Here is a 19,013-nt window from a genome sequence, read left to right as displayed (position 1 = left end):
ATGACAGATGTGATGGCAAAGGCGCAATGGCGCCGCATGCGTGAAGAGGATGTCGCCCGCGCCAATGAGGTGGGTAATGCCATCCATGTCGATTTTTTCGAGGAAGAAGCGGTTTTTCAAAACCGCTTCGCCCTTTATCCTGCCGGCTGTTTCGTGCTGACAGCCGGCGATGAGATTGTCGGCTATGGCATCAGCCATCCCTGGAGGCTTGATTCCATACCGACGCTCAATACGGTGATCGAAAAATTGCCAGATAATGCCAGCACCTATTATATTCACGACATTGCCATCCTGCCTGCCTACCGCTCGGGCGGCAATGCGGCACACGTCGTCAGGCTGATGGCGGGGCAGGCCGAGCATGACGGATTTGCCACAATGGCGCTGGTTGCGGTGAATGGCTCACGCGGCTATTGGGAAAGGCACGGCTTTGTTGTGCGCAGCCTGCCAGCACTGGAAGAAAAGCTGCAGACCTATTCGGATGACGCACTTTATATGGTGCGCGTTGGGTAAAAGCGGCACAGAGCGCGTGGATAGTGAAAAATTTCCGCGATTTTTAATGATGAAAGAGTCGCATAATCGCGATTCAATCTGTATAGAGACGAAGGATCAGCGCCCCTTTACCGCGAATTGTGCGTCAGGGCTGCAATGATCCCTGGCTAGATTTTGTCTCTTGCAGCTGTAGATGGAAGCCGTTTCTTCCGCTGCCGCTGCTTTCGTTGCGGGATGTGAAGCCCGGACCAAGGAGTTTCTTAATGGCAAACGTAGTTGTCGTCGGGTCGCAATGGGGCGACGAGGGCAAGGGTAAGATCGTTGACTGGCTCTCCGAGCGCGCCGATGTCATCGTGCGCTATCAGGGTGGCCACAATGCCGGTCATACGCTTGTAATCGATGGCGTCAGCTACAAGCTGTCGCTTCTGCCGTCCGGTCTTGTGCGCGGCAAGCTCAGCGTGATCGGCAATGGTGTCGTGGTCGATCCGCACCACTTTGTCACGGAGGTTGCCAAGCTGCGTTCCCAGGGCGTGGAAGTTTCGCCGGAAGTGCTGCGCATTGCCGAAAATGCGCCGTTGATCCTGTCGCTGCACCGCGATCTCGATGGCTTGCGTGAAGGCGCGACATCCGGTTTCAAGATCGGTACCACCAAGCGCGGCATTGGCCCTGCTTATGAAGACAAGGTTGGCCGTCGTGCCATCCGCGTGGTCGATCTGGCTGATCCGGACAATCTGCGTCCGAAGGTTGAACGGCTGCTTGCGCACCACAATGCGCTGCGCCGCGGCATGGGCCTTGAGGAAGTGACGGTCGAGGCCATCCTTGAGGAACTGACTTCGGTCGCGCATGAAATCCTGCCCTATATTGATCAGGTCTGGCGCGTGCTGGATGAACAGCGCAAGGCTGGCGCCCGCATCCTGTTTGAAGGTGCGCAAGGCGCGCTTCTTGACAATGACCATGGCACCTATCCATTCGTGACCTCTTCCAATACGGTTGCCGGTCAGGCTGCTGCCGGTTCTGGTCTTGGCCCGACGGCGATTGGCTATGTGCTCGGCATCACCAAGGCCTATACGACCCGCGTCGGCGAAGGTCCGTTCCCGACCGAGCTTACCGATGAAATCGGCGAATTCCTCGGCACCAAGGGGCATGAATTCGGCGTTGTGACGGGCCGCAAGCGTCGTTGCGGCTGGTTTGATGCCGTCATCGTCCGCCAGACGGTTCGTACCTCCGGCATCAATGGCATTGCCCTGACCAAGCTCGATGTTCTGGATGGTCTGGATGAAATCAAGATCTGCGTTGCCTATGAGCTCGACGGCAAGCGCATTGACTATCTGCCGGCCTCGATGAATGAACAGGCCCGAGTGAAGCCGATCTATGAAACGCTGCCGGGCTGGTCGGAAACGACGGCTGGTGCGCGTTCGTGGAACGATCTGCCGGCACAGGCGGTCAAATATGTCCGCCATATCGAGGAACTGATCGGCGCGCCGGTGGCGATGCTGTCCACCAGCCCGGAACGCGAAGATACAATTCTCGTCACGGATCCTTTCCAGGACTAGGACAATCCGATCCCCGGCCAGCCAGACCTGACCGGGGATTTTCAGTTGATTTGTCGGGTCTTTTTGCCAAGCTGGCGCCTTTAACGCAGGCGTATACTTTGCATTCCCTTGATTATTGTGATTATTGAGGCATTCATTGCATCCTGAACGGGTAGAAACCGGATAGAAGGCATGGCAGATTTTGTAGCGGTACTGAAAAAGACAATCGATGCGCAGGCAGATCAATCGCCTGAATTGCGCCAGCGTGTTTACGCCAAGGCGCGTGCGACGATTGAGCAGAAGCTTGTCACCGCAAATGCGTCGCAGGCTTTTGCGGTGCGCCAGCGCAACCTTCTTGAAGCTGCAATCGCAGAGGTCGAAGCATATTACGCGCCATCGCCCAAACCAACCGAAGAGCCGGTGGACGATGCATTGGAGGATTTTCTCCACGGTGCTGAGCCCGATCAAACGCGCTCTGCCGCAGACGATCAGTTTGCGGCCGAACCGCAGCCGGGCCGCGCAGAAAAAGCGCCAGGACAGGACGGTGGATCTGATTTCGCCGTCGAGCGTGCCGATGCGGGCTTTACGGAGCGGGCGCACGAAACGGATTTTTCACGCCTTGATGATCGCGAACGGCCGCAGCGTCGCAAGCCGCACGAAAAGCGCAATTTCAAGGCCTGGGCCATTGCCGCCCTTGCCCTGATCGTGATTGCTGGCGCGGGCTATGCTTTCTGGACGAACAAGGACAATCTGCAGGAACTGGCAACCAGCATGGGGCGCAAGGATGTGCCTGCGGCATCATCCGGCAGCGATCAGGCGTCTGAAACGGCAATGCCGGAACAACCGGAAACAAAGCCTGAGCCAAAGATGACCCAGCGTCTTCTGCCGGATGGCACGGAGCGCGATGAAGGGCCGGCCGGTGGCACGCCGGGCATAGGCGAGGGCACTTCGACCGCGCAGGCAACGCCTGTCGAGACACCACAGACCAGTGCAACCGAACAGCCAGCAGTAACGGGTCAGGAGGCGCTGCTTTATGAAGAACGCTCCGGCACGGAATCCGGCACGGTGCTGAAGGGCACGGTTCAGTGGTCGGTCATTGAGGAAAGCCCCAGCGAAGGTGAGCCCGCCCAGCCGGCCGTGCGCGCCAAAGTCACCATTCCGGCCAACAATCTTGAGCTGAAAATGACCTTCCGCAAGAACACGGATCAGTCGATCCCGGCAAGCCATCTGGTAGAGCTGTTCTTCACTGTTCCGGAGGATTTCAGTGGTGGCGTGGTTGATAATGTCCAGCGTATTACCTTCAAGGATACGGAGGAGGCAGCCGGCAATCCGCTGATCGCCGTGCCATCCAAGATTGCCGATAATTTCTTCATCATCTGGCTCAATGATGCGCGTACGGCCATCGATACCAATCTGAAGCTGATGCGCAATCAGCACTGGCTGGATATTCCGATTTCCTATCGCAATGGCCGCAGGGCATTGATCAGCCTTGAAAAGGGCGCGCCGGGCGAAAAGGCCTTCAACGAGGTGTTCGGCGGCAATTGACGCGCGCAAGCGTGGCGGGTCCGAAAGGATTGTCAGCCATGCGAACTGGAAAAATAATGCCCGCAAAAGACAATTTTGCGGGCAATTTTTCTATGTGCTTTACAATTCCACGCACAGACAGCACATTGCTGACCGCTGTCCCGTAACACCTGTGATTTGCCGAAATCCATGCTTGCAGGATGGCCGCAAGGATTGGGGATGGTGATGTCTGCTGAAGCGCTTGCCCGCAGGAATGTATGGATATTGACGATTGCGCAGGCGCTAGGGGCTTCCGGTCCGCCGATCATTTTTTCCCTCGGCGGGATTGTCGGGCAGATGCTGGCGCCCAATCCGGCCCTGGTGACCCTGCCAATCAGTCTGTACAGTTTTGGGCTGGCGCTTGGAACCTTGCCGGCTGCTGCCATCATGCGTCGCAATGGCCGGCGCACCGGCTATCTGATTGGGGCAACGCTCGGGCTGATTGCCGGCCTGATGGCGTCCTATGGTATTGTCCTGGCAAGTTTTCTGGTATTTTGTCTGGGTACGTTTCTGGCCGGTTTCTATGGCTCCTATGTGCAGAGCTATCGTTTTGCGGCTGCTGATGCGGCCACGGGCAGTTTCAAGGCCAAGGCCATTTCCTGGGTAATGATCGGCGGGCTGATTGCTGCCGTCATCGGACCACAGCTTGTGATCTGGACGCGCGATGCCTTTCCGCAGGCGCCTTTTGCCGGCAGTTTTCTGAGCCAGGCCGGCTTGGCCCTGCTTGCGATTCCGGTTCTGTTATTGCTTCGCACGCAGGAGGCGGTACCAGCGCCCGGGCCGACCAGCCCGAAAGGCAAGGGCGGACGGTCATTGCGTGAAATTCTTGCCACGCCGCGCTTTGTCATCGCGGTTGCTGCCGGGATGGTGTCCTATGGGCTGATGACCTTCGTCATGACGGCTGCTCCCATTGCCATGGTTGGCTGTGGCTTCACCATTGGCGAGGCAGCTTTCGGCATTCAGTGGCATGTCTTGGCCATGTTCGCGCCAAGCTTTTTCACCGGCAACCTGATTGCGCGGTTCGGCAAGGAAAAGATCACGGCGCTGGGCCTGCTGATGATTGTGACTGCGGGTATAACAGCCTTGTCCGGACTGACACTTGCCCATTTTTATGGCGCGCTGATTCTGCTGGGGTTTGGCTGGAATTTCGCTTTCATCGGGGCCACGGCCATGGTGACAGACTGTCATACCGCCGAAGAGCGCAGTCGCGTGCAGGGGCTCAATGATTTTCTGGTCTTCGGCTCGGTTGCCTGTGCGTCGTTCTTTTCCGGTGCACTGTTGAATGCTGCGGGCTGGCAGACAATCAACTGGCTGATATTCCCGATCGTTGCCTTGATGCTGGTTCCGATTCTCTGGCAGATGAAGGCGGCCGAATCAGCCGCAGCACGTGCATCCACGCGGGCAAAGGACGCTTGAGGCCCGTCCGGTCCTTTTGCAAGCCTAACTCTGAAAAGCAAAAATCCCGGTCAAAGCCGGGATTTTGAGGGCCTGAATGTCTGGACTGGAGCGGGCGAAGGGATTCGAACCCTCGACCCCAACCTTGGCAAGGTTGTGCTCTACCCCTGAGCTACACCCGCTCGCGCCAGTCGCTGACTTGAAGTCATTGCCATCAGGCAGGGCGTATATGGACCAATGCTTTTCATTTTGCAACAGAAAATCGCGCATAAATACATGCGTTCATTGTGGAAAAATTCAACAGGCCCGGAATTCCGGGCCTGCGGGCTGACAGATTGCGCCATCCATGCCGGGCAAGCCCCTGTCGGGCTTGAAAATGCCTGCCTGCCCGCTGTCGTTCGGCGAATCGCCTCTGCATGGGGCAGCTCTGGTCAATGGCGCAGCACAAGGACGCCGGCGTCTTGCTGCCATTCCAGGGCAGGTGCCTGATCCATTGGAGCGTCCGTCCCATTGCCATTTTGCCGCGCGCTGCGGCTTTGCCGCGGATGATTGCCGCAAGGCCATGCCGCCACTTGCGCCACTTCATGGCGACGCCAATCATCATGTGGCCTGTCTTCACCCGCGCGATGAGGAATTTGGCACATGAGCACATTCATCCTGCAAGCGCGCAATGTCGTGCGCGATTATCGCCTGCCGCGCAAATCGCTGTTTTCGCGCCCGGAAATCTTGCGCGTCCTCAATGACGTCAGCCTTGATATAGAGGCAGGTAAAAGCGTTGGTCTGGTGGGGGAAAGCGGCTCTGGAAAATCGACCTTTGCCCGCGCGGTGATGGGGCTGGAACGGCCACAGTCAGGCGAAATCTGCATTCAGGGACAGGATATCTATGCGCTTGATCGCAGCCGTCTGCGGGAGGCGCGCAAGGGCTTTCAGGCGATTTTCCAGGATCCCTATGGCTCGCTTGACCCGCGCCATTCGGTGCGCCGGATCATAGCCGAGCCGGTCATCTCGCTTGAACCTGAAACCAGCAAGAGCGAATGCGAAAGGCGGGTGCGGCAAGTGCTCGATGCCGTTGGTCTGCCGGCATCGGCGGCAGACAAATATCCGCATGAATTTTCTGGCGGACAGCGACAGCGCATTGCCATTGCCCGTGCGCTGGTCACGCGTCCGGCGCTGATTGTCGCCGATGAGCCGGTCTCGGCGCTGGATGTGTCGATTCAGGCGCAGGTGCTTAATCTGATGATGGATCTGCAGGAGCAGTTTGGCCTGTCCTATCTGTTCATCAGCCATGATCTCGGCGTGGTGCGCGCCATCACCGACCGTGTTGCCGTGCTCTATCAGGGCCGGATTGTCGAGGAGGGCGAGACCCACGCGGTATTTGACAATCCGCAGCATGATTATACCAGGGCGCTGGTTGCCGCAGTGCCAAAGCCATTTTCCGGCCGCAGGGTGCGGAACAAGCTGCGTTAGGTCTTTGGTCGCAGGGGCGCGTTCCTTGTAACGTTCAACCGCCGTCAGCTTCTGGATCAAGGGATCGGCATCACGCCAGCCATAGATTTCCATGCGCAGATATTCGAGTTCGGCGTCGAGTTCTTCTTCACCAACTTCCGTCCACCAGCTTTTCGGTCTGCCATCGCTGCCGTCAGACCAGCGATAGCCACGCGCCTTCAGCTTGTCCTTCATTTCAAACGGGCTGTTTTCGGCATAGATGCGTATGCGCACGCGCTGGCTTGCCTGCAGCAGTTCGGCAAAGGGTGTCTGCTTGCCATTCTTTTCCATCAGCACGGCAAGCAGGGCATGACAGTCATCCTCTGCGCGGTGGCCATTATGGAAATAGCCACTCTGGCCAATCAGATAGCCAAGCTTGGTGCCTTCAAAACCACGGGCTGTCCAGTCGATCTCCTTGACCGAGCAGGCCCAGGGCTTGATGGCAAAGACCGGCGAAAAGCGCTCCAGAAACGGCCGGTCAAAACCGGCATTATGCGCGATGATGAGATCAGCCTCGCTGATCAGGGCTTCCAGTTCCTCGCGCGGAATGCGTTTGCCCTTCACCATCTCATTGGTGATGCCGGTAATGCGGCTGATGTCGGCCGGAATGGGCCTTGATGGCTCCTGCAGGGCGCCAAAGGTGGCAGTGACATCGCCAATCGAGCCGTCATCGGCATAGCGGAAGGCCACGGCGCCAATTTCGATGATTTCATCGCTTGCCGCATTCAGGCCGGTCGTTTCCGTATCAACCACCACGCCGAGGCGGGGAAATTTCACCCGGTCGGCATTGGCAACGACCGGCAGCGGATCCAGCCGGCGCAGGATGCGATAGCGCCCGGTTTCATTCAGGCGCCTGACCATTTCGGACTCATCCTGCACAGTTGTGCGCGGCAGGTTGCGCGCTGGTTTTGTGCGGGCAGATCTGGCATGCGCAGGGCGCAGTTCAGCCTGCTTTTCCCCCTCCGCATCAGCCGGGGCAAATAGGTCGAACTGTTGGCGCATCCATCATCTCCGTCTGATTTTCCGGGAATGCTTAAACATGCCATTTTGGCGTGGCGTAACCAAGGCCGCATTTCCATAAGCAACAGATATCGTGCCAGCACATCGGTTGCGCGGCAGGAATTTTGCAACCGCCGCGATTTGTAAAGACTTTAGTTACCATAATTGGCGATGCTTGCCGCATTCGCCAGTTGCTGCGCCGCCCAAGTCATATCATTGGATTTTGGCCTTTCTGAGCAATGCCACTGGCTTGTCTTCTGTTCAGGTCGAGTATCATGGCGTTCGTATCCGTTGAGTATGGTTATAAGGCTGCACGCAGCTCAGCTATCCGCTTTCCCAAAGGTTTGCGTATCCTGACAGGTGCGGCAACAATCGCCGCAATGGTGACCATCTCCGGCGGCTGGATCATCACCACGCTGGGAACGCTGAATGCCACCATGCCAAAGCTTGCCGGCAGCCATGCCATGCACCTGATGACGGCGCCACTTGCCCTGGCCACGGTAAGCCCGACGCAAAACCTTGCCAGACAGAAACGCGACAGTTTTGTCAAAGCCTATACGGCAGATGCCGCCTATTCCAATCTCGACTGGCGGCGCAGCAAGGTTGCGGCGGATGCGATCATCCTGGCTGATATCGGGCCGGATGCGGTGACTGAATATGTCCCGGTTGATCCGGCATCCCTGATCGAATTGCGCGCGGACCGCGTGCGCCGGCCAGAGCCGGTCGCGCTTGCCGCCGCCCACCCTTCCAAGCCTGCCAATGGTGCATCGGCACAGGCAACTCCGGCAACGCTTGCTGCCTATGCTGCCACACCGGCTGCATCTTCTGCTGCCATGGCGCTTGCCACCCTGCAGCCGCAGGTGGGCCCCCTTTCGCTCGGCGAAGAGGCGGATGCGGATATTGAAGAACAAAGTGCCAGCAATCCGTTTCTTGCACCGGATTCAATCCCGCTTCCGGGCATGAAACCTGCCGTACCCAGACGATCTGCCCGCAACTTGCTTGCCTATGCGCCAGCAAGCGGTGCCACGGAAGAGGCACCCATGCCCGGCCTGTCGCATCCCCTGCTCAGCCATGCGGCGCGCAACCGCATTGCCGTCTATGATATTTCGGCTGCCACCGTTTACATGCCCAATGGCGAAAGGCTGGAGGCGCATTCAGGTGTCGGTCACATGCGTGACAATCCGCGCTTTGTGCATGTGAAGAATCGTGGCTCCACGCCGCCCAAGACCTATAATCTGCGCATGCGCGAGGCGCTGTTCCATGGCATTGAGGCGATTCGCCTGTTGCCTGCCGATGGCAAGAACCCGTTCAATCGAGATGGTTTCCTGGCGCACACCTATATGCTGGCCCGCCGCGGCGACTCCAATGGCTGCGTTGTCTTCCGCGATTATCCGCGCTTCCTGCGTGCCTTCAAGCGCGGTGAAGTCAGGCAAATGATCGTGGTCGCAAGCCTGTCGCAGGCAACCTCGCCAACCCGTATTGCCTCATCGCGCTAGGACTGTGGTCCGGGCTGGCAAGAGTAGGTGCCAGATTCAGCCGAGGTTCGGCGTCCATTTTTCTGAAAACCGGCTTATGCGCTGGCGCCAGTCCGGGTCCGGTTCCTGGTTTTCGATCAGGTGAAAATAGATCTGCATCAGGCAGGTCAGCGCCAGGGGCTTCAGGATGATGCGCCGGAACGCCCATGCTGCAATTAGCGGCAGGATGGAAAGGCCAATGCTCCACAGGCTTGCATTGCCGGCAAAAATCAGCGCGGCCATGGCAACCAGCCCGGCACAATAGGCGAGGGCGGAAAGAGCAAACATGATGAGCGCAAGAATGGTGGCCTTCTTCATCATGAGTTTGAAGTTTTGCACATAATAGGTAAGCGCTTCCTCGGTCGCTTCCCATGCGCCAAGGCGGTTCGATTTCAGGATATAGGCAAGCACCAGCTCATCAATGGTGCCAATGGCCATGTTCAGGATCGCATTGACGCCCTGTCCCAGCGTGCCCCGCGCACCCGACAGAATGGTTCCATTGAGAAGCGACATGGCGGTCGAGATCATTGATTTGACCAGCTGGTCGATGGCAAAGAATGCACTGCTTTCCAGAAGCCGTTCGCGCACAATCGCGATGCCGTAAGGAATCTGTGCCATGCCGGAAGGGGCAGGCTGTTTCGTCAGATAATTGGTGATGGCGACGATATGGGCTGCCTTCAGCAGGTAGAACACATATTCACGCAGGGCATAGAGAATGAAACAATAGGCGGTAAAGCCGCAAAACGCGCCGAAGACAGCACCGGGCAGGGCAGATTCTGCTGCTACGCCACCGATTTTATAACCGGCGGCAGAACAGGCCCCGATGAAGGCCAATGCGATCATGGTTGAAATCGCAACCACGATCAGGCGCAAGAGAATGAAGGGCCAGGTTCGCCCCAGAATGCCTAACGACTGACGAATGCTGTAACTGGCCATGCTGTGACGATTTGCGCTTCGCTTCGACGCCGCGATCTTGCTTGTTCCCCTACGGTATCATGTGATGTGACCGGCCTGCCATGCCCTGACTACCGCTGTCAGACGGTCGCCTGCATTGCTGTCTTTGTCAACAAGGGCGTGAACCACAGCGTCCGTGTACATTGGAATTCATGCTGTCCACTATTCAGAATGACAGCCCTGTGCCGGAATGTGGGGCCGCTTGGCATTCCGCTCTCCTTGAGCATGAAGGGGCTGTGCAGCCTGCATATTCTGCCCTTGCGCAAGAAAGCCATGACATGGGGCGGTGGTCATCCACCTGCCGTGCACCGCACCTGCCGGTCGGCAGATGTGGCTGGGTCGCTTCCCGCATCCGACAGCCAATAAATAGCGCGTTTCCTTGCCATCGCTAATACCTCCGACCGCAAGGAATCAAACAATTGCACGATCCGCAATCTTGTTGCGTATCAACCCTAGCAGCATCCTCAAGCGCCTTGGCCTGTACCGGCTCAAGGCCTCACCGGGCCGGTGCGGCGATGTGAACACGAGCCGCGACAATCAATGCGCGCGGGTTTGCGCGCAAGCGCAATAACAGATGAAAGAAGTCAGCCTCGATCACTTCGAAAGGCGATCATGGCAAGGCCTGCATTTACATGTGTTGATGACGATGATCGCCCATGCCTTTCTGCACATAGGCATTGTTCGGGCAAGGTTGGAAAAGTGGAAAAAGAACGCACTTGGGCCGTCTGAACCGGTGTTTTGTCTCTATCCGGCGGTCTGTCATCGCCGCACTCTCAAACCGCCACCCTGACAATGATATCTTCACGGCTGTCCCGTCACATCAACAGCAAGTCTGCCAACAGTGCCAGCCATGACTGACCGTGAGGATGGCAGGGGTATCAGCCTGTTCAGGCGCCGGTCTTCGGGATTTGTAGCAAAATTGGCAGCACATAAATGCCGCAAAGAACTTTACCGAATAAAATCAATAGCCTGCATGAAATTAATGGCGGAGGGGATGGGCCTGACGTCCAACCTTCTCTGGGCCGGAAACGAGTTGAAGTCGTTGTCTTCAACCCGCGCGCCGCGGGATTTTTCTGCGATAGGCATGACGTTGGACGGGGGCGCTGATGCTGTCGACCGTCACCACCTGATCTGGTGACGCTGACTTGTTTTCGTTGCGGCGGATGGGGTCCCGCAGCAGACGCAGCCCGTTGAGCACCACCAGAACCGTTCCGCCCTCGTGACCGATCACTGCGAGCGGCAGAGGCAGCTCGAAGAACAGCGCGCCCGTCACCAGAATGACCATGGCACCCATGGCGAAGGCGAGGTTCTGCCGAATGATCCGCGCCGTGCGCCGCGCCAGTCGATGCGCCTCCGCGAGCCGTCCCATGTCTTCCGACAGAAGCGCCACATCGGCTGCCTGGAGCGCGACGTCGGAGCCCGCAGCACCCATGGCGATCCCGACATCGGCGCGGGCCAGCGCGGCGGCGTCATTTACCCCGTCGCCGACGAAGGCGACCTTGCCTCTTGCAGTCAACTCCCCCGCCATCCTGACTTTGTCCTCCGGCAGCATGTCGGCATGGATTTCCTCGGGCTTCAATCCGAGCTCTTCGCCAATCCGCAACGCAACCGGACGGCGATCGCCGGTCATCATGATGATTGCGGTGACCCCACCTTCCCGCAATGCGGCAAGCGCCGCCGCAGAGGTCGGGCGGGCCTGATCCGCGATGGTAACAGCTCCCATCACCTGCTGATCCCGCCCGAAATAGATGACCGTCTCGGTGTCCGCAGCCAACGCCTTCAGCATCGGGTGATCGATGGAAGCGTCCATTTGCCTGGCGAGGCGCGGATTGCCTGCCCATACCTGCCTCCCGCCGTCGTCGCCGACGATGCCGGCACTCGGCCGGGTGATCACGTTAAGTACCTTGGCCGGTTCAACACCGCGGCTGACGGCTTCCTGCCGGATGGCTGCCGCGCTGTGATGTTCCGAGTGGGCCTCAAGTCCAGCCAGCAGCGAGAGGAAGCGTCGCTCATTGCCGTCGAGCGCCACCACCTTCGTGATCGAGGCCCTGCCGGTCGTCAGCGTTCCCGTCTTGTCGAAGGCGAAGGTGTCGACCGCCGCCAGCGTCTCGAGCGCGGCGCCGCCCTTGAACAATACACCTCCGCGTGCGGCAGCCGACAGGGCGGAGAGGATCGCGGCAGGGACGGAGATCACGATTGCACAGGGGCTCGCCGCTACCAGCAGGGTCGCTGATCGGTAGAGCGCCTCCTCCCAGTCGCGCCCCAGCCAGTAGAACGCGGCGAAGGCCAGGACGGCTCCGACCATGACCGCGACCGTGTAGCGTTGCCCGAACCAGGCACTGAAGCGCTCCGACGGAGCCTTGGCCGCCTGCGCCTCGGTCACGAGTGCGATCATGCGGGCGACGGTGCTTTCCTCGATCGTCTTCGTTACGGCCATCTCGAGCACGCCGTCGAGGTTGACCGTCGCCTCGAAGACCGGGGCGCCGGGTTGTTTGGCGACGGGCATGGACTCGCCGGTGATATGGGCTTCATCGAGAGAGCCCCGGCCGCTGACGATCACCCCGTCCGCCGGAACCCGCGCGCCAGGCCGCAGCACCACGACGTCATCCACCTGAAGATCGGCAGCAGGGACTTCCGAGACTGACTCGTCCGGCGCCTTGCGAAGTGCCGTCTCCGGCCGAAGCTCCATCAACGCCTCGATGGCCCGGCGCGCGCGGCCGAGCGCCCGTTCCTCCAGCGTCGTGGAGATGCTGAAGAGCGTCAGCAGGACGGCGCCCTCGAAAGGCGCCCCGACGGCCGCAGCCGCGACCGCTGCAACGACCATCAAGAGGTCGATGTCGAGGATCCGCTCCTCCCACAAGGTGGCGGCCGCCCGCCAAGCGGCTGGCAGTCCGCCCGCTAGATAAACGAGCAACAGACCTGCGAGGGAAAAGTACGCGGCGGCGGCACCCTGCAGCGGCCAAAGAGCGAGTATGGCCAGAAGCATCCCAGCGACGGTCAGGACCGTCAAAACGAACGAACGATCGATCTCGAATGTTTTTCCCACTTCATCTCCTAATCGCGGCGCAGGCTCTCATGCCGAAACTATGCTTCCGGGCGCAACAACGCGCGCCGCCCGCCGTAGCGACGAGATCATGAACGTTCGACGATGGTCGCCGCTGGCTCCTGTCAGTGAGACTGGTGCCGGTTTCCGACAGAGTCGGCAAAGCCGAGCTATTCTTCGGTCGTCTTTCCGTCGAAGTGCTCGTGGGCAGCGTCGGCTTCGCCTTTGGTCGAATGGACGACGCCATCGATCAGGATCTCGCCTTGCCCCTTCTCGACACGGAAGAACTGGTCGCCACCGTCATGACCTCTTCGCCAATCTCTTCGCCGGGCTGTAGCGCCATCAGGACCAACTGCATGTTCCTCGCCGTATAGAGGACCCGCCGATAGTCGGCGTTCTCCTCGGTCAACTTTTCGATGTCATCGACAAATCCGCGCATGGTGTGCTCCTTGTATTTTGGCAGGCCTCTTTAACCATAGGTCCATCACGTGTGGATGACCAGTCCGCGTGCTGCTGCGACACCAGCTGGCCTGAATTTGCCTCCACATTGGCCTCGTATAAACCTGTTGGCCAAATGGAGTGTTTCGTTTTGGACCTGTTGACATGGATGGGCGTTAGTCTCGATGTTCAGTCCCTCGGCGCACACATTTTGCGATGAAGAACACGAACAAACGCAATGAATGGCAGGTCGTACTCGAATTCTGGTTCCCTGAGGGGAACTCGCTCGACATAGATGCGGACGTCCATCGCAGCCATTGGTCTTGGCGGATGCGGGGCGGCGCGGACGACGAAATCACGGCCCGCTTCGCGGAACTCACAGTTGAAGGAGCCGCGGGAAATCTTGACCACTGGGCCTCCGATCCCGAAGGCAGGCTCGCGCTCATCATCGTGCTCGATCAGTTCTCGCGATCGGTCTGGCGAGGCAATGCCCACGCTTTCGCGCAGGACAAGGCGGCGCTGGCGCTGGCAATGAACGGATTGTTGAATGGCCACTACGCCGCGCTATCAACGCCATGGTTCAAGGTCGTTCATGGTCTGCCACTCGGCCACTGCGAAGGGCCAGACCATCTCCAGCGCCTGGACCTTCTCATCGGACTTCGCGAGGAGATCGCCGCAGAAGCCCCCACGCACCTGCAGCCGATTTACCGTTCGCTCGTGAAGCAGGCCCTGGACGTGAAGCAAGTGATCGCGGCGTTCGGCCGTCATCCCCATCGCAATCCGGTTCTTGGCCGCCGCTCGTCGCGGGCGGAAGTTGCATATCTGAAGGAAGGCGATTTCCCTCATGAGCGGGCGTTTCAAGGGTGATGCTTGGCCCCCGGCCCAGAGGAGACCTGCGGCGCGTCACACGTTGCGCTTTATCCGCCCCGTTCAGGGGCACGGTTTCTCCATCGAGAAAGTACTGGTCCTCATGGCGCTCTGGCGTGACGGGGCGCGGTCGGTGATGGCGTACGCGTCCGGGGGTAGCCCGAGTTCCTCGACTGACCACGCGCGCTGCGTCGATCAACGCAATGTAGCGCTTCTTCGTAGTTGTTGGTCGGGAGCGACCCGCTGCGCCTCTTGCGATGATGTCGACAAGCGCCTCGTCTCAGTGAGTGCGATGCTGCGATATTAATGGCCCCGCTCCGCGCAAGCACCTCAGCGGCAGAGGAAAATGCTAGATCGAGCGTTGGTTGACGCGCTTGGACAGCTGCTCAGCGCTTTCCACCCGCTCCGAGTAGCGGTCGGTTAGATAGGCCGAACGGCCGCGCGTGAGATGGGTGAACTTCACGAGTTCCTCCATGACGTCGACGATGCGATTGTAGTACGGCGACGGCCGCATGCGGCCGCCCTCATCAAATTCGCCCCACGCCTTCGCCACCGAGGACTGGTTTGGGATCGTCACCATGCGCATCCAGCGGCCGAGGATGCGCATCTGGTTGACGGCGTTGAAGCTCTGCGAGCCGCCGGAGACCTGCATGACCGCGAGCGTCTTGCCTTGCGTCGGCCGCACGCCGCCGAGCGACAGCGGCAGCCAGTCGATCTGCGCCTTCATGACGCCGGTCATCGCGCCGTGCCGCTCGGGCGAGCACCAGACCATGCCCTCCGACCAAGTGGCGAGCTCACGCAGCTCCCTGACCTTCGGGTGGTCGGGGTCTTCCGCGTCCGGCAGCGGCAAGCCGGACGGGTTGAAGGCGCGGGTCTCGGCGCCGAACCAGCGCAGCAGGCGCGCCGCCTCCTCCGAGGCAAAGCGCGAGTAGGAGCGCGTCCGGAGCGATCCATAGAGCATCAGGATGCGGGGCGGGTGCGCCGGCGCGCCGGGCCCGGCGAGCGCAGCCACGTCGATCGGCCGGAGCGATGCTGGGTCGATGTTCGGCAGGTCTTCGATCGGGACGGGATGGTCAACCATGCCGCGCGCCTCCGTCATCCGCGGGAAAATGGTGACAAGTCCGATTGGCGAAGGCGACAAGTGACAGCATGACCGGAACCTCGACGAGAACACCGACCACGGTCGCGAGCGCAGCGCCGGATTGCAGTCCGAAGAGGCTGATCGCGACGGCCACCGCGAGCTCGAAGAAGTTGGACGTACCGATCAGCGCGCAGGGCGCGGCGACGTTGAAGGGCACGCGCCACGCCCAGGCCGCAGCATAGGCCAGCGCAAAGATGCCGTAGGACTGGATCAGGAGCGGCACCGCGATCAGCGCGATCAGCAGCGGCTGCTCCAGGATGATCTGCCCCTGAAACCCGAATAGAAGCACGACCGTCGCCAGCAGGCCGAGCACCGAGAAGGGCTTGACCGCCGCCGTGAAGCGCGCGACCGCCGCCTCGGCGTCCGCCCCCCGGCGGCCCCGCGCGAGCCACTGGCGCGTGGCGGCGCCGGCAGCGAGCGGGATCAGAATGTAGAGCCCGACCGAGAGGATGAGCGTCTCCCAGGGCACGACGATATCGGTGACGCCGAGGAGCAGCGCCACGATGGGCGCGAAGGCAAAGATCATGATGACGTCGTTCACCGAGACCTGCACCAGCGTGTAGGTGGCGTCGCCCCGAGTGAGCTGCGACCAGACGAACACCATCGCGGTGCAGGGTGCCGCGCCCAGCAGGATCAGACCGGCAATGTACTGCTGCGCATCGGCCGGTGCGATCAGGTCCGCGAACAGAACCTCGAAGAACAGGACGGCGAGCCCTGCCATGGTGAAGGGCTTGATCAGCCAGTTCACCACGATCGTCAGCACGAGCCCTTTCGGCCGATCGCCGATGTGGCGCAGGCTCGCGAAGTCGACCGCCACCATCATCGGATAGACCATCGCCCAGATCAGGACGGCAACGACCAGGTTGACGGACGCGATCTCGAGCGCGGCGAGCGTCTCGAACAGGCCCGGCAGCACGTTGCCGAGCAGCAGCCCGGCACCGATGCAGAGCGCCACCCAGACAGAGAGCCACTTTTCGAAGAAGCCGATGCCGGCAGGCGCCGCTGCGATGGCCTCGGCCGTGGGCGCGTAGGTGTCGTTGCTCATCGGGCGGGGCTCTCGTTTACGCGGCGCCCGTCGGCGTCCACCACGAGCTCGCCGTCCTCCTTGCGGAACTCCCCGCGCTGCGGGTTCGGCAGGATGTCGAGCACCGCCTCGGAGGGGCGGCAGAGCCGTGTTCCGAGCGGCGTCTCGACGATGGGGCGGTTGATGAGGATGGGATGCTCCAGCATCAGGTCGATCAGCTCGTCGTCGGAGAACTTGGGGGCATCGAGCTTGAGCTCGTCGTAGGGCGTGCCCTTCCGGCGCAGGAGGTCGCGCACGGGGATCCCCATCGCGGCGATCAGCGCCCCGAGCCGCTCGCGGCTCGGGGGCGTCTTCAGATACTCGATAACCTCCGGCTCATCGCCGGAGTTGCGGATCAGCGCCAGCACGTTGCGCGACGTGCCGCAGTTCGGGTTGTGATAGATCCTGGTGGTCATGCGGTCTCTTTCCGGGCGGCGTGCGTCGAGGGGGCGATCCCGCATGCTGCCGGATCGCCGGCGCAACAGTGGCGGGTCAGATAGTCGATGAGGCCTGTCATGGTGGCGAAGTCCGCTGAGTAGATCAGCGAGCGTCCTTCGCGCTGGACCGTCACCAGCCCGGCGTGCTTCAGTTCCTTGAGGTGGAACGAGAGCGTGGCCGAAGGGAGATCCAGCGCCTCGCCGATCCGCCCCACTGCACGCCCTTCCGGACCGGCCTCCACCAGCAGGCGGAAGATGTCGAGACGCGTCTCCTGCGAGAGCGCGGCAAGCGCAGCGAGTGTGGCCTGTTTTTCCATCTCTCCACAATAGTGGAGATGTAGAGCGAGATCAATCCCGCCTGCGGCCGCCCCGCGGTGTCAGCTCGGCGCACGGCTGATCCTGCAGCGCTGAGGCGCGGACCGATGCCGGTGATCAGAGGAGAGCGAGCGCAATCCCGCCTGTCGCGATCAGCACCACCACTACCCACGGCGGCGCCTTCCACACGGTCAGCAGCACGAACCCCACCAGAGCAAGCGCGAAGTCCTGCGGGCTGAAGATCGCGCTCGTCCAGACGGGATCATAGAGAGCCGCGCCGAGGATGCCGACGACGGCGGCGTTTGCGCCGCGCATGGCCGCCTGCGCCAGCGGCCGCGTCCGAAAGGCGTCCCAGAAGGGAAGCGTGCCGATCAGCAGTAGGAACCCGGGCAGGAAGATCGCGATGAGGCCGATGGCCGCGCCGGCAAGGCCGTTCGGCTCCGGCACCATGACCGCGCCCAGATAGGTGCCGAAGGTGAAGAGCGGCCCCGGAACGGCCTGCGCCGCGCCATATCCGGCCAGGAACGCGTCCTCGCCGACCCAGCCGGGCCGGACCACCTCCGCCTCGAGCAGCGGCAGGACGACATGACCGCCGCCGAACACCAGCGAGCCCGCCCGATAGAAAGCGTCGAAGAGCGCCAGCCCCTGCGATCCCGCCGCTGTCGACAGGACCGGCAGAAGAAACAGCAGCAGGAAGAACAGTCCGAGCGCAGCGGCTCCCACCGTCCTGGAGACCGCGAAGGTCAGATGCCCCGTCGTCGGAGCGGCGCCGCCCCGGCAGAGCCAGAGACCGGCAAGACCGCCGACGACGATGGCCACGATTTGTCCGACCGATCCGGCGGCGAAGACCACGATCAGCACCGCCGCAAGGGCGATGCTGGCCCTCCCGCGATCGGGCGCGAGCGTTCGGGCCATGCCCCAGACAGCCTGCGCGACAACCGCCACGGCGACGATCTTGAGCCCGTGCAGGAGGCCCGCTCCGATCGGCCCGTCGAAGGCGGATGCACCGAACGCGAAGAGCACGAGCAGCAGAGCGGACGGCAGCGTGAACGCCGCCCACGCCGCGGCTGCCCCGAGCGGACCGCCGCGAAGCAGGCCCAGCGCGAAGCCGACCTGGCTCGAGGCCGGCCCGGGCAGAAACTGGCAGAGCGCGACGAGGTCGGCATAACCCGCCTCGTCGATCCACTTGCGTCGTGTGACGAGCTCGTCGCGGAAATAGCCGAGATGCGCGATCGGGCCGCCGAACGAGGTGAGCCCGAGCTTCAGAAAAGCCCGGAACACCTCGCCCGCCGAGCCCTGCGGGCCGGCACGCTCAGGCGCCGTCGCTTCCCGGAACGACCTCACGAAATAGCTCCCGGATCTTGTCGTGCGCGAGGTTCAGCGCCTCGGTCCCGTAGGGCGTCGCCCTGTAGATGCGCCGATGCGAGCGGCCCGCCCGTTCGGTGCGGGATTCGAGATACCCCTTGCGCTCCATCGCGTGGAGCATCGGGTAGAGCGTGCCCGGGCTGACGCGGTAGCCATGCCGAGCCAGTTCCTCGATCATCCACTGTCCGTACAGGTCGCCCTCGGCGGCATGGTGCAGGACGTGGAGCCGAATGAATCCGGAGAGGAGCTCCTGATGTTCCATCTGCTGAAGTCCTCAAAGCCGGTCCCATTATCGAATCTCGATTTCGGGAACCGATGGTATAGTGGATTGTGTCCGACATCAACGCCCATGAGACCAAATTGTATTAATTGAGAAGAGAGGGTTTTCGGCTCATCATAGCTTTATCAAAGGA

Annotated in this window: 17 protein-coding genes, 1 tRNA gene and 2 pseudogenes; 9 read left to right on the top strand and 11 right to left on the bottom strand. The window is 61.0% G+C overall.

Annotation, left to right across the window (positions count from 1 at the left end; all coding sequences use genetic code 11):
• The 4 genes from ACFO1V_RS00100 to ACFO1V_RS00085 all read left to right on the top strand — a co-directional run bounded on the left by ACFO1V_RS00100 (position 1) and on the right by ACFO1V_RS00085 (position 5,000).
• Positions 1–510, top strand: coding sequence for a GNAT family N-acetyltransferase (locus ACFO1V_RS00100; protein WP_374830009.1), 510 nt, complete (start codon positions 1–3; stop codon positions 508–510).
• Between the two features lie 242 nt (positions 511–752).
• Positions 753–2,042 carry an adenylosuccinate synthase gene (locus ACFO1V_RS00095; RefSeq protein WP_374829969.1) on the top strand — a complete coding sequence of 430 codons (1,290 nt, stop codon included), beginning with the start codon at positions 753–755 and terminating at the stop codon, positions 2,040–2,042.
• A gap of 171 nt (positions 2,043–2,213) precedes the next feature.
• A complete protein-coding gene (locus ACFO1V_RS00090) occupies positions 2,214–3,566 on the top strand; it encodes a transcriptional regulator (RefSeq protein WP_374829971.1) in 1,353 nt (450 codons plus the stop codon).
• Positions 3,567–3,770: 204 nt separating this feature from the next.
• On the top strand, positions 3,771–5,000 hold the full coding sequence (locus ACFO1V_RS00085) for an MFS transporter (RefSeq protein WP_374830011.1): 1,230 nt from the start codon (positions 3,771–3,773) through the stop codon (positions 4,998–5,000).
• Positions 5,001–5,086: 86 nt separating this feature from the next.
• On the opposite strand, the gene ACFO1V_RS00080 is transcribed toward ACFO1V_RS00085, so the two are convergent.
• Positions 5,087–5,161: transfer RNA gene (locus ACFO1V_RS00080), tRNA-Gly, on the bottom strand.
• A 164-nt stretch (positions 5,162–5,325) separates the two neighbouring features.
• On the opposite strand from ACFO1V_RS00080, the gene ACFO1V_RS00075 reads away from it, so the two are divergent.
• Positions 5,326–5,625: an oligopeptide/dipeptide ABC transporter ATP-binding protein gene (locus tag ACFO1V_RS00075; protein ID WP_374829973.1), complete on the top strand. Its 300-nt coding sequence runs from the start codon at positions 5,326–5,328 to the stop codon at positions 5,623–5,625.
• Positions 5,622–6,446, top strand: a complete 825-nt coding sequence (locus tag ACFO1V_RS00070; protein WP_374830013.1) for an ATP-binding cassette domain-containing protein — start codon at positions 5,622–5,624, stop codon at positions 6,444–6,446. The genes ACFO1V_RS00075 and ACFO1V_RS00070 overlap by 4 nt, the downstream gene beginning before the upstream one ends.
• 12 nt (positions 6,447–6,458) lie before the next feature.
• On the opposite strand, the pseudogene ACFO1V_RS00065 reads toward ACFO1V_RS00070, so the two are convergent.
• Positions 6,459–7,466: pseudogene (locus tag ACFO1V_RS00065) on the bottom strand (3'-5' exonuclease); the annotation flags it as partial.
• Between the two features lie 272 nt (positions 7,467–7,738).
• Here ACFO1V_RS00065 and ACFO1V_RS00060 point away from each other — a divergent pair.
• A complete protein-coding gene (locus ACFO1V_RS00060) occupies positions 7,739–8,959 on the top strand; it encodes a DUF2778 domain-containing protein (RefSeq protein WP_374829975.1) in 1,221 nt (406 codons plus the stop codon).
• 36 nt (positions 8,960–8,995) lie between these two features.
• Here the strand turns inward: ACFO1V_RS00060 and ACFO1V_RS00055 are convergent, their stop codons facing one another.
• Positions 8,996–9,913 carry a hypothetical protein gene (locus ACFO1V_RS00055; protein ID WP_374829977.1) on the bottom strand — a complete coding sequence of 306 codons (918 nt, stop codon included), beginning with the start codon at positions 9,911–9,913 and terminating at the stop codon, positions 8,996–8,998.
• A 595-nt stretch (positions 9,914–10,508) separates the two neighbouring features.
• On the opposite strand from ACFO1V_RS00055, the pseudogene ACFO1V_RS00050 reads away from it, so the two are divergent.
• Positions 10,509–10,721 (top strand): annotated as a pseudogene (locus tag ACFO1V_RS00050) (hypothetical protein); the annotation flags it as partial.
• 258 nt (positions 10,722–10,979) lie between these two features.
• On the opposite strand, the gene ACFO1V_RS00045 reads toward ACFO1V_RS00050, so the two are convergent.
• Positions 10,980–12,917 (bottom strand): heavy metal translocating P-type ATPase, encoded by a 1,938-nt coding sequence (locus ACFO1V_RS00045; RefSeq protein ID WP_374830015.1) that lies wholly within the window; start codon positions 12,915–12,917, stop codon positions 10,980–10,982.
• Positions 12,918–13,224: 307 nt separating this feature from the next.
• Entirely contained in the window at positions 13,225–13,413 is a 189-nt protein-coding gene (locus tag ACFO1V_RS00040) for a cupin domain-containing protein (protein ID WP_374829979.1), read from the bottom strand.
• 215 nt (positions 13,414–13,628) lie between these two features.
• Here ACFO1V_RS00040 and ACFO1V_RS00035 point away from each other — a divergent pair, with 215 nt between their 5' ends.
• Positions 13,629–14,279 carry a DUF924 family protein gene (locus ACFO1V_RS00035; RefSeq protein WP_374829981.1) on the top strand — a complete coding sequence of 217 codons (651 nt, stop codon included), beginning with the start codon at positions 13,629–13,631 and terminating at the stop codon, positions 14,277–14,279.
• A gap of 349 nt (positions 14,280–14,628) precedes the next feature.
• Here ACFO1V_RS00035 and arsH read toward each other — a convergent pair whose 3' ends face one another.
• The 6 genes from arsH to ACFO1V_RS00005 form a co-directional block, all read right to left on the bottom strand.
• On the bottom strand, positions 14,629–15,360 hold the full coding sequence (gene arsH / locus ACFO1V_RS00030; RefSeq protein ID WP_374829983.1) for an arsenical resistance protein ArsH: 732 nt from the start codon (positions 15,358–15,360) through the stop codon (positions 14,629–14,631).
• Entirely contained in the window at positions 15,353–16,465 is a 1,113-nt protein-coding gene (arsB, locus tag ACFO1V_RS00025) for an ACR3 family arsenite efflux transporter (RefSeq protein ID WP_051520660.1), read from the bottom strand. Before arsB ends, arsH begins: the two co-directional genes overlap by 8 nt.
• Complete coding sequence (gene arsC / locus ACFO1V_RS00020) at positions 16,462–16,899, bottom strand: arsenate reductase (glutaredoxin) (protein ID WP_121987331.1); 438 nt, start codon at positions 16,897–16,899, stop codon at positions 16,462–16,464. Before arsC ends, arsB begins: the two co-directional genes overlap by 4 nt.
• Complete coding sequence (locus ACFO1V_RS00015) at positions 16,896–17,237, bottom strand: ArsR/SmtB family transcription factor (protein WP_121987332.1); 342 nt, start codon at positions 17,235–17,237, stop codon at positions 16,896–16,898. The genes arsC and ACFO1V_RS00015 overlap by 4 nt, the downstream gene beginning before the upstream one ends.
• A 115-nt stretch (positions 17,238–17,352) precedes the next feature.
• Positions 17,353–18,579 (bottom strand): chromate efflux transporter, encoded by a 1,227-nt coding sequence (chrA, locus tag ACFO1V_RS00010; protein ID WP_121987333.1) that lies wholly within the window; start codon positions 18,577–18,579, stop codon positions 17,353–17,355.
• Positions 18,548–18,862, bottom strand: a complete 315-nt coding sequence (locus tag ACFO1V_RS00005; RefSeq protein ID WP_121987334.1) for a PadR family transcriptional regulator — start codon at positions 18,860–18,862, stop codon at positions 18,548–18,550. The genes chrA and ACFO1V_RS00005 overlap by 32 nt, the downstream gene beginning before the upstream one ends.
• Positions 18,863–19,013 lie beyond the last annotated feature (151 nt).

Source organism: Daeguia caeni (assembly GCF_042653845.1).
GTDB lineage: Bacteria > Pseudomonadota > Alphaproteobacteria > Rhizobiales > Rhizobiaceae > Brucella > Brucella caeni.
This window is presented reverse-complemented; position numbering and strand designations above follow the sequence as displayed.